The sequence below is a fragment of the Peribacillus psychrosaccharolyticus ATCC 23296 genome, assembly GCF_000305495.1.
In the GTDB taxonomy this organism is placed as follows: Bacteria; Bacillota; Bacilli; order Bacillales; family DSM-1321; genus Peribacillus; species Peribacillus psychrosaccharolyticus.
This window is the reverse complement of record NZ_AJTN02000045.1, coordinates 1-9,521: the sequence shown is the minus strand read 5'-3', so window position 1 is coordinate 9,521 and position 9,521 is coordinate 1. Positions and strand designations below refer to the sequence as shown.

Below are 9,521 nucleotides of genomic sequence, written 5' to 3'. Positions count from 1 at the left end.
CTTATCTTCATAGTAATTATATAACGCTCCTCTGCTGACAGATGCCTGCTCAGCTATTTCTGTACTAGTAATATGACGAATGTCCTTTTCTCTAAGTAAGGACAATAAAGCGGACTTTATTTTTGAAGGGGTGATTTCCTTACTTGGCTTTTCATAATGTGACGACACAAAAAGGACCTCCTAGCATGTTATATTGAACAGACTCTTCGCAAATATACGGTAACGTACATAGACGCTGATGTTGTCTTTATTAGTCCTCGTTAAAAATCTATAATAATTTTGAGGGATAAATAAAGCAAATGTTAGGCTATTACATTTCGATATATAGTTTTGAGGAGGAGAATGTAAGAATGGATATTCAGATAAAAGAAGAAATAATACGCGTATTTCAAAGTCAAAAGAAACACCAAAGAGTTATGCGTGCATCGACCTCAGAGCAAAGAAAAGCGAAACTTAATCGATTTTTAGAAGTTATCGCAGCACACGAGGAAGAGATTATCGAAGCCGTACAGCTAGATGTCCGTAAACCTTACACTGAAGTGAAAAAGGTAGAAGTTCTTGGAACAATTAAAGCGATTAAAGATAATATTAACCACCTTGATGAGTGGATGGCTCCTAAAGTAGTAGGTTCTTCTTTAAATGCTGAAGCACAAGGCTATTTAAATTATGAACCAAAAGGGACTTGCTTAATACTTGGACCATGGAATTATCCATTCATGTTAACGATGGCACCGCTTGCCGCAGCCATTGCAGCAGGTAACAACGCAATCATCAAACTATCTGATTTCACCATGAAAACAAGCCAGATCGCGGCTAAAATCATTCGTGAAGCATTTGATGAGAGAGAAGTGGCAATCTTTGAAGGAGAGGTTGATGTAGCGACAGAGCTTCTCGACCAGCCTTTCGACCATATTTTCTTCACTGGAAGCACGAATGTAGGCAAAATCGTTATGACGGCTGCTGCAAAGCATTTAGCGTCTGTAACGCTCGAACTTGGGGGGAAAAGTCCAACCATCATTGATAACGAATACGACTTGCTGGATGCAGCTAAAAAAATCGCAGTAGGCAAATTTGTGAATGCGGGACAAACCTGTGTTGCTCCTGATTATATTTTCATCAAAGAAGAACAGCAAGAAGTATTCACCAACCATTTACAAGCTGTGGTACAGGCTGGATTCTTAGCCGAAGATGGCACGGCTGACAGAAACAAATTCACACAAATCGTAAATGACCGTAACTTTAACCGGGTTAAAGCCCTTTTCGATGATGCCATTAGCAAAGGTGCAGAGATTGTCTTCGGCGGACAATTTGACGCATACGACCGTACCATTGCTCCTACGATATTGAAGAAAGTTACGCCTGATATGGACATCATGAAAGAGGAAATCTTCGCACCAATCTTACCTTTACTTAATTACGATGAACTAGATGAAGTAATTGATTATATTAATGAGCGAGATAAACCACTTGCTTTGTATGTATTCAGTTCTAATCAAAAAGTCATTGATAAAGTTGTGAATCAAACAACATCTGGTAATGCATCCATTAATGATGTTGTGGTCCATTTTAGCGAGTACAATTTACCATTTGGCGGTGTGAATACCAGCGGTCTTGGTTCTTACCATGGCATTTATGGCTTCAAAGCTTTTTCACATGAAAAAGGTGTTTTCATTCAAGCAAAATAAAAAACCTATTATGTGCTTTCTCTAGTAACTGAAATAATCCCTACTTACGTCTAGGTGGGGATTATTTGTTTTTCTTTCTTTCTTCTAATGGCCGCAAAATACCTGTTCACCTTGACATATTGAGAAATCAGTATTTATAATTACGCACATGGAACCTATTGATGTATTCAAAGCATTATCTAACGAAACAAGACTCCGCATCCTTGAGTGGTTAAAGGAACCCGAGAAACACTTTCCAAAACAAGGCGCTCACCTGCCAAAGGAGGTAAGCTACAAAGGTGGAGTATGTGTTGGGGATATTCAAGAAAAAGCCAAGGTTTCTCAATCCACGGTTTCCAGCTACTTAAACATGATGCAAAAAGCTGGTCTCCTTGAATCAATTCGTCATGGACAATGGACTTACTATCGACGTAATGAGGAATTTCTTCAACAGGTAGCTAATTATTTTAGGACAGAGATCTAATATCTATTGATTTCTGTTTTTTTACCTATTTATATCTATTTTTCTAGATATATAGTTATACAAAAAGGAGATGCTATTGATGCGCTTTATATTTTATATACTGGCTCTATTAGCTGGAGCAGCACTTAGCTTTGAAGGAGCTATCTATGCTGAATTAGGAAAAACAATTGGACAAATAGAAACAAGTTTTTATAACTTTTTATGGGTTCAATTATCATGGGTCTATTATGGCTGTTTTTTGGAAAAGGAAGGCTTTCCTATACATTAGAAGCACCTAAATGGTCATTACTTGGAGGCGTCTTAGGTGTTGTTTATTTAACCTCCATTGTTGTTAGTGTCCCATATGTTGGTGTTGGTATAACGATGGTTGCTGTAATTATCGGACAATTAGTCATGAGTATGGTTATTGAACACTTTGGGTGGTTAGGTAGTAAAAAAACTAGAATTAATAAAGAAAAGATATTTGCAGTTATTTCAATGATTATTGCACTCATATTAATCAACTAGGAGGTAGACAATTATGGGGTTATTTATGATTTTATTTACATTGATTGGCGGCATTACATTAAGTGCACAATCATCTATAAATGGTACATTTAGTCGAAAAGCTGGAACAATTGAAACAACATTTTTAACCTTTCTCACTGGAACAATGTTTCTGACCATTTTCATTATCTTTTTTGGAAGAGGTAATGTGCTTGGACTTTTAGAAGCACCTACGTGGCAATTAAGTGCAGCGTTTTTAGGCACCATGTATTTACTACTGACTGTCATGACCGTTCCAAGAATTGGGGTTATCGCAACTAATATTTCTGGAATAGCTGGTCAACTTGTCATTGGTGTACTGATTGATCATTTTGGATGGTTCAATAGTTTAGTCATAGAAATAGATAGTAAACGTGTTTTCGCCATACTATTTATGATTATTGCACTTTATTTTATCTATAAAGGGAATACACGCTCGAGAGAAGAATCAAACGTATAGTCTATTGAATAAGTTGAAACGCTGCCTAGTTGCAGCGTTTTTTTAAGATTGTTGCTATTAGTGTAATATGATAGTAAAAAGCACCGTTTATTTTAAACAGGAGGGTACAAATGAACAAGATTAAAGTATGGTTTGTCCTTTTAGTATTATCTTTTTTCTATCAAGTTAGCTTTTTATACATCTATTTTACAGAGAAATTAGTAGATTTTAATAGTAGATTTGCAGATACCTATTGGATTACGGCAGGACTCTTCGGTGTCATAATTGGTGCGTATATTATGATTAAAGTGAATATCGGTCTATTCGGCAAGATATTAGCTTTAATTGTTATGTTTTTCGGGTTTGGTCTAATTGGTCTATTGCTTTTAGCTTTAGCCATTACATCAATGTAATTTTCCCAACAACCTAGTTTACATAAACTCCTATTATCGATATTACCAAAGAAGAAACGAATAAAGTCTTGAAAACATTTAGCGTATTTCATTCATTAGAAAAAAAGGAAAAGATGGAACAATGAATTTCATGTTTGGCAGTATCCCATTTATTTATATTTTGTCACTTATTGTTCATCTGTATTTTCTTCATCGTCTTTAGCAATGTTCGAAAGTTCTTTCCGTGTTTTTTCGAGTAACTTTTCTAGTTGTTCCTTTTTTTAGGGTTTTCCAATGCCAACCGGCCTATTAAAAAAAATTCATGGTAGAGACTTTGGATTTCAGATCTTAAGACCATCATTTCATTTAGATCTATATTTTCAAACATATTCATTTTTGAGTTAAAGGGGTCCTCGTTTTTGTGTTCCTCTAAATAGGTTTGCCCGTCATCCGTAAGATGATAAACTTTTTTTCTCCCTTCCTTGATTATATTAACAAGTTCTTGATCTTCAAGCATCTGAAGTGTGGGATAGACGGATCCTGGACTAGGAGAATAAAGTCCCTTGAACCTTTCTTCAAGTACCTTGATTAGTTCGTATCCATGTCTTGGCTGCTCTTGTAATAATTTTAACAAGACGATTTTGATATCACCACGCCTGAAAAAACGTTTACCATTATCATCTACTCCGGTTCCTTTGCCTGTAAAGAAGTTATTAGATTGAAAATGACTTTGCCCTTCGAAAAAAGGATGTTGAGAAAAATCGTTTTTTTTGACCATTGTAAAACCTCCTGAAATTTTTTTAACGGGGTAATAAAGTTGCTTGGTTAATCTCACCTATTATTAAAAGGTATGTTTCGGCTAATTCAATGACCTGCTGATTTTCTATAACGCCATCTTCCCGTACTTCCAAGTTGTAAAAATAGATTTAACATAAAGACTGTTTTTTATTTTTCATGGATTGATGCACGTTACCGTTGAGATATTCCTGTTAGCAAGCCTAGATAATAACTATACCAATTCCGGTTTCATTTTTAGATGACTTACCCTTCTCTTGAACAAAATAAATAAAATCGTTCCCATCAAGCAGGTAATAACTTCTGTAATTGCCAGTGACCAAATTACCCCATGTAAGCCAAACAAATGATGTAATAGAATAATCACCGGAATAAATAAAACACCTTTCATAACAGACATAATCGTCAAGAATGTCCCCTGACCAGTAGCTTGAAATACACCCATGAATAACTCTGTGAACCCATTAAATACAGCTGAAATGAGCATGGTTGCCATTATATAAGTTCCTATACTTAATAAAGAAACATCATTTGAAAACAGTTTGAATATAGGCTCTCTAAAAACATAAACAAGGCCAAGGAAGACCACAGAAATCATTCCAACCCATAAAGCCGATTGTTTTATTCCTGCATTGAGTCTGTCAAAATTTTTACTCCCAAAGTTGGTTGCAAAGAATGGAATCATCCCTAAAAACAAGCCCATAGATAAAAACTCCGGTATCTGGACGATTCTTGAGGCCACACCAAAACTAGCTAACACATCATTTCCATACTCAATGGCAAAACGATTTAATAACAATGTCGTGACAATCATAAAAACAAATGACACCAGCTCAGATACTCCTATTTTGTATATCTCCAATTGATTTTGAATGGGAATTTTCAGGTGTTTTATAAATCCTTTTAAGTGGGCACTTTTCTTTTCTAAAAAGTAAACATAATAAATCACCGAACCTAAATTAGCCAGTACCATGGCAAAGGCTGCTCCTGCGACATTCCAACCTAAAATTAATATAAATAATGGATCAAACAATAAACTTAGCAAGGTGCTAATAAGCATGCCGTACATGGACACTCTGGAAGCTCCTTCTGAGCGAACCAATTGTTCTAAAGAAAAGTTAAGAACAATAACAAAACCGCCAGCAAACAAGATAAGCGCATAGTTCTTTGTATACTCAAAGGTAGCTGCATCTGCGCCCAACAGATGGACAATAGGGTCAATGAACAGAAATGCAAGGAGTGCGATGACCAACCCAGCTATTATACTTCCATAGAAAGTGTAGCCCGCAATTTTCTTTCCTTTCTCAGGTTCCTTCTGCCCGATTAAACGCGAAACGAATGAACCTCCACCAACCCCAAACAGGCTACCGAATGCCATTAGTAATGTCAAAATCGGAAGTCCCAGTGTAATAGCGGAAAGCATATCTGTGTTTCGTAATAAACCAATAAAAAAGATATTTAACATGTTATAAACAGTCGTAACAGATATACCAATCATCATGGGGATCGACAAATGTGCAATGGATTTTCGAATCGGAGCAGATTCTAAATAATATTGATCTGATAATTTCATCAGAATTCCCTTCTTTCTTTTTAATAACGATATATCGTTAAATGAATAATAACGATATATCGTTATCTCGTCAAGTGTAATTTATAAAGGGAATCTCTATTTTTATGTAGAAGAAAGTATCAGTTCATTGTTAAGTGATATATGAATTATTTGGTTAACGAAGGGAGGGAGAGCAGGAAGTCGGTATAACAAAAAAACATATGTACAGTGGGAAAGCCTGGTTTTCGGTTGGGATGGATATCAGGTATATTAGTTAACATAATTCAACTGATCGGTAACGACTAAGGTATACATATTTTATTTAATTGAAGTGGGTATTAGCTTTAGAAGACAGTGATTTGTCTTTCACCTAAGGCTCTGATTTTTAAATAAATACAACAGTATAGAGATTACTACCGAGTATCTAAATCTGAAACTAGATTTACATCGGATTCATTTTAATATTCGGATTTAGATGAAGATAAAGCTGAAGAGAGGAGTATTAAAGGTTTCGGTTGAAAAATTAATTTAAAGACGTGATGTATGATTTTACGTTGAGTACAGAGTTACGAGAAGGAGAAGGGCTTGCCTTACCTTGGTTCAATCTGGATCTTGAAAAAGGGGAGGTGACGGTGACTCGAAGTGTTTCGTATGATGAAAAAGGAAATCCAGAACTGATTCCGAAAACAGAAAAAAGTTACTGAACCGTCACCCTGCCTTCGTCACTCATCCAAAAGCTTCAGAAACACAAGGAAAAACAAATGGTAATGAAAATGCGGTTTGGTGAGGCCTATCAGCATGATTTGGATCTCGTTTTTCCAACGATGAATGGTGGGTTCTTGAATCCTTCCAATGTGAGACGAGAATTGTATCGATTAATGAAAGAGGCAAACGTAAGGAAAATTACGTTTCATGATTTGCGACATACACATGCAAGTTTACTCATTAAAAACGGTGCATCTCCAAAGCTTGTTCAACAACGCTTAGGGCATAAGGATGTGGAAACGACCCTACGATATTATGCACATTTATATCCTAATGCGGATAAAGAGGCCGTTTCCTCGTATGAAAAAGAGATCGAAAAGCACAAATAAAAGTTAACAATGAAAATCAAATGTGAATCTGTGTGAACTTTTGTGGACTTTAATGATTTTCGAGTAGAAAGAGGAAAGGGGTAAAAAAGAAAAAAACCCTTGCTGCGCAAAGGTTTTAAAGTATGGAGACTAGGGGGATCGAACCCCTGACCTCTTGGCTGCCAGCCAAACGCTCTCCCAGCTGAGCTAAGCCCCCGTTTGATGTACAAGAATTATTTTATCGGAAAACAGAGAAAAGTCAATAGAATATGATTAATAATTCGAGAAAAATAAAATAACCTCCAAGTTTGATGCATTGGAGGTTAAAGAATTCGTTATAAACTTTCAATTTCAACTGCTGAAATTTCTTTAAATGTAGAGACCGTGTAATAGATTTCGGTGGTTTTCTGTCTTTGGTGGATAAGAATTCTTAATTGAAGAAGGTGGTTATCTTCTCCTCTGTCTTTAATTCGAACATTCTTGACAGTAATGTTTTCTGCATCAATGCGCTCCATAACAGCAGAAATATCATTTTTGTTTTTAATGGTCAGTTTAAGCAATATTTCTTTCTGGCGTAATTGCTTAGGTCCTATCATTGCAATAAACGAAGGAACAAATTCTACACTAATGATTAATAGGATGACGCCAACAATAGCTTCGATATAAAATCCAGCACCAACAGCAATTCCGATTCCCGCTGCTCCCCAGATAATGGCGGCTGTTGTCAGCCCTGATATACTATTATTGTCACGGCGGAGGATAACGCCGGCACCAAGGAACCCAATACCTGATACAATTTGTGCAGCAAGACGCAGGGGATCCATCGTAACATTCACTTGGTCGCTTCCAGGAAAGCTATAAGCTGATTCAATAGAAACAATTGTAAGGAGACAGCTGATTATAGAGATTACAAGGCTTGTTTTTAAGCCAACTGGTTTTCGTTTTATTTCTCTCTCTAAGCCAATTATTAGTCCTAATAAAGCGGAAATCCCTAATTTCATGAGAATTTGCCATTCTAAGAGGCTGATACTCCATTCCACGGGGCCGTCACTCTCCAATCGATTTACAGGAAAGATTGTTTACTCAGATTTCTTGGAAATATCGTACAATAGATATAAACATTTTATCATTGATTATAGAAAGGAACCAACATGAAACAACCCAAAATAAATCCTTACTTTGTTATTGCAATCGGTGTGGTTTCAGTCTCGTCATCGGCTATATTTGTTAAGCTTGCCACTGCGGAATCAGCTATCATTGCTTTTTATCGGCTTATGTTTTCTGTACTTTTAATGCTTCCTTTGTTTTTAATGAAATATCGTATGGAGCTTACGAAGGTAAAAAAAATGGATTGGATGTTAGCTAGTGCTGCTGGAATTTTCTTAGCCTTTCATTTTATCCTTTGGTTTGAATCGTTAACCTACACTTCTGTAGCAAGTTCAACTGTTCTTGTAACCCTGCAGCCGATATTCGCTTTTGCAGGTGCGTACTTCTTTTATAAGGAGCGATTTTCCGTAAAAGCCATTCTTAGTGGAGTCGTTGCTGTTTTGGGCAGTTTGTTAATTAGTTGGGGTGATTTTAAGGTGAGCGGGCTGGCTTTAATTGGAGATATGCTGGCCATAATTGCTTGCGGACTCATTACTGCTTATCTGCTGCTAGGGCAGACGGTTAGAAAGAGGCTTTCTTCTATTACATATACGTTCATTGTGTACTCGGCGAGCACGATTACCTTATTTATTTATGCATGGGCAGCAGGAAATTCTTTTGGTCCATATCCGGCAAGTGATTGGATCTATTTTATTCTGCTTGCTATATTTCCAAATTTACTTGGACATTCGCTGTTTAACTGGTCACTAAGGTGGGTGAGCACGACAACCATTTCAATGGCCATTCTACTTGAGCCAATTGGGGCAGCACTCCTTGCTTATTGGCTTTTAGGTGAAACAATTCAGTGGACTCAAGCAGTTGGGGGAGCAATTATTCTGGCAAGCCTCATGATCTTCTTAAGAGATGAACAGAATAATTCCAGCGGACTATAAAAAGCAGTAAGCGAAAGACTTACTGCTTTTTATAGTCTATACACGGATAGAATTATGAATAAAATAGATACGTGAACCTGGTAAACACCAAAGCAAGTGTAAAACTACCAATCATTGTTCCGCCATAGACTTTACCTTCAGCACTGCAAATTTTTATTGCTTCTATATAAGCAATGATAAATAAGTATAGTGTCATGCTGTATGAAATAATTAATCCAACGAGCAGCAAGTCCATTGTGTCACCTCGGATATACTTGATAATTAAGCATATTCAACAGACTTGGTATTATGTCAGTTGAATACTAATCTAGTGATTATAAAATAAGAGAGTTTTAAAATATCAAACGGTAGGAAGAGTTTTTATAAAAAGTTTTTAAAAATGTATTGCAAACATATTTTTATCGTGGTATATTATTTCTTGTCCTTAAGACAGCAACAACATCAACAAACAAAAAAAACGAAATGAAGCACACGAAAATATTTCGAAAAAAGTTGTTGACAGAAAAGCTGCTTACATGATATGATAATCAAGTCGCTTCGGAAGAAACGATAACGAAA

General features: G+C 36.3%; 12 protein-coding genes, 1 tRNA gene and 1 pseudogene. 8 read left to right on the top strand and 6 right to left on the bottom strand.

What is annotated here, in order from left to right; genetic code table 11:
• Nucleotides 1-168 (bottom strand): TetR/AcrR family transcriptional regulator (locus WYK_RS23720; protein WP_412769692.1); only part of this gene is annotated, 168 nt, incomplete at its 3' end.
• 182 nt (nucleotides 169-350) lie between these two features.
• Here WYK_RS23720 and WYK_RS04770 point away from each other — a divergent pair.
• From WYK_RS04770 to WYK_RS04750, 5 genes and pseudogenes are all read left to right on the top strand, one after another.
• Nucleotides 351-1,685, top strand: a complete 1,335-nt coding sequence (locus WYK_RS04770) for an aldehyde dehydrogenase family protein (RefSeq protein WP_040373449.1) — start codon at nucleotides 351-353, stop codon at nucleotides 1,683-1,685.
• A gap of 148 nt (nucleotides 1,686-1,833) precedes the next feature.
• Entirely contained in the window at nucleotides 1,834-2,148 is a 315-nt protein-coding gene (locus WYK_RS04765; protein ID WP_040373448.1) for an ArsR/SmtB family transcription factor, read from the top strand.
• 79 nt (nucleotides 2,149-2,227) lie between these two features.
• Nucleotides 2,228-2,655, top strand: a pseudogene (locus WYK_RS04760) (DMT family transporter).
• Between the two features lie 13 nt (nucleotides 2,656-2,668).
• On the top strand, nucleotides 2,669-3,133 hold the full coding sequence (locus WYK_RS04755) for a DMT family transporter (protein ID WP_040373447.1): 465 nt from the start codon (nucleotides 2,669-2,671) through the stop codon (nucleotides 3,131-3,133).
• 110 nt (nucleotides 3,134-3,243) lie between these two features.
• Complete coding sequence (locus WYK_RS04750) at nucleotides 3,244-3,525, top strand: hypothetical protein (protein ID WP_040373446.1); 282 nt, start codon at nucleotides 3,244-3,246, stop codon at nucleotides 3,523-3,525.
• Nucleotides 3,526-3,769: 244 nt separating this feature from the next.
• Here WYK_RS04750 and WYK_RS04745 read toward each other — a convergent pair whose 3' ends face one another.
• A complete protein-coding gene (locus WYK_RS04745; RefSeq protein WP_051387312.1) occupies nucleotides 3,770-4,282 on the bottom strand; it encodes a PadR family transcriptional regulator in 513 nt (170 codons plus the stop codon).
• Between the two features lie 231 nt (nucleotides 4,283-4,513).
• Nucleotides 4,514-5,872, bottom strand: coding sequence for an MATE family efflux transporter (locus WYK_RS04740; protein ID WP_040373445.1), 1,359 nt, complete (start codon nucleotides 5,870-5,872; stop codon nucleotides 4,514-4,516).
• Nucleotides 5,873-6,405: 533 nt separating this feature from the next.
• Between WYK_RS04740 and WYK_RS24815 the strand changes: the two genes are divergently transcribed.
• Together WYK_RS24815 and WYK_RS23195 are read left to right on the top strand one after the other, a co-directional pair.
• Complete coding sequence (locus WYK_RS24815) at nucleotides 6,406-6,555, top strand: hypothetical protein (protein ID WP_161629105.1); 150 nt, start codon at nucleotides 6,406-6,408, stop codon at nucleotides 6,553-6,555.
• Between the two features lie 57 nt (nucleotides 6,556-6,612).
• Nucleotides 6,613-6,945 (top strand): tyrosine-type recombinase/integrase, encoded by a 333-nt coding sequence (locus WYK_RS23195; protein WP_051387311.1) that lies wholly within the window; start codon nucleotides 6,613-6,615, stop codon nucleotides 6,943-6,945.
• A 123-nt stretch (nucleotides 6,946-7,068) separates the two neighbouring features.
• Here WYK_RS23195 and WYK_RS04730 read toward each other — a convergent pair.
• A tRNA-Ala gene (locus WYK_RS04730) sits at nucleotides 7,069-7,141 on the bottom strand.
• Between the two features lie 118 nt (nucleotides 7,142-7,259).
• Entirely contained in the window at nucleotides 7,260-7,925 is a 666-nt protein-coding gene (locus WYK_RS04725) for an MgtC/SapB family protein (RefSeq protein ID WP_040373450.1), read from the bottom strand.
• A 150-nt stretch (nucleotides 7,926-8,075) separates the two neighbouring features.
• Between WYK_RS04725 and WYK_RS04720 the strand changes: the two genes are divergently transcribed.
• Nucleotides 8,076-8,963, top strand: coding sequence for a DMT family transporter (locus WYK_RS04720; RefSeq protein WP_040373444.1), 888 nt, complete (start codon nucleotides 8,076-8,078; stop codon nucleotides 8,961-8,963).
• A 52-nt stretch (nucleotides 8,964-9,015) separates the two neighbouring features.
• Here WYK_RS04720 and WYK_RS04715 read toward each other — a convergent pair whose 3' ends face one another.
• Entirely contained in the window at nucleotides 9,016-9,198 is a 183-nt protein-coding gene (locus WYK_RS04715) for a hypothetical protein (RefSeq protein WP_040373443.1), read from the bottom strand.
• Nucleotides 9,199-9,521 lie beyond the last annotated feature (323 nt).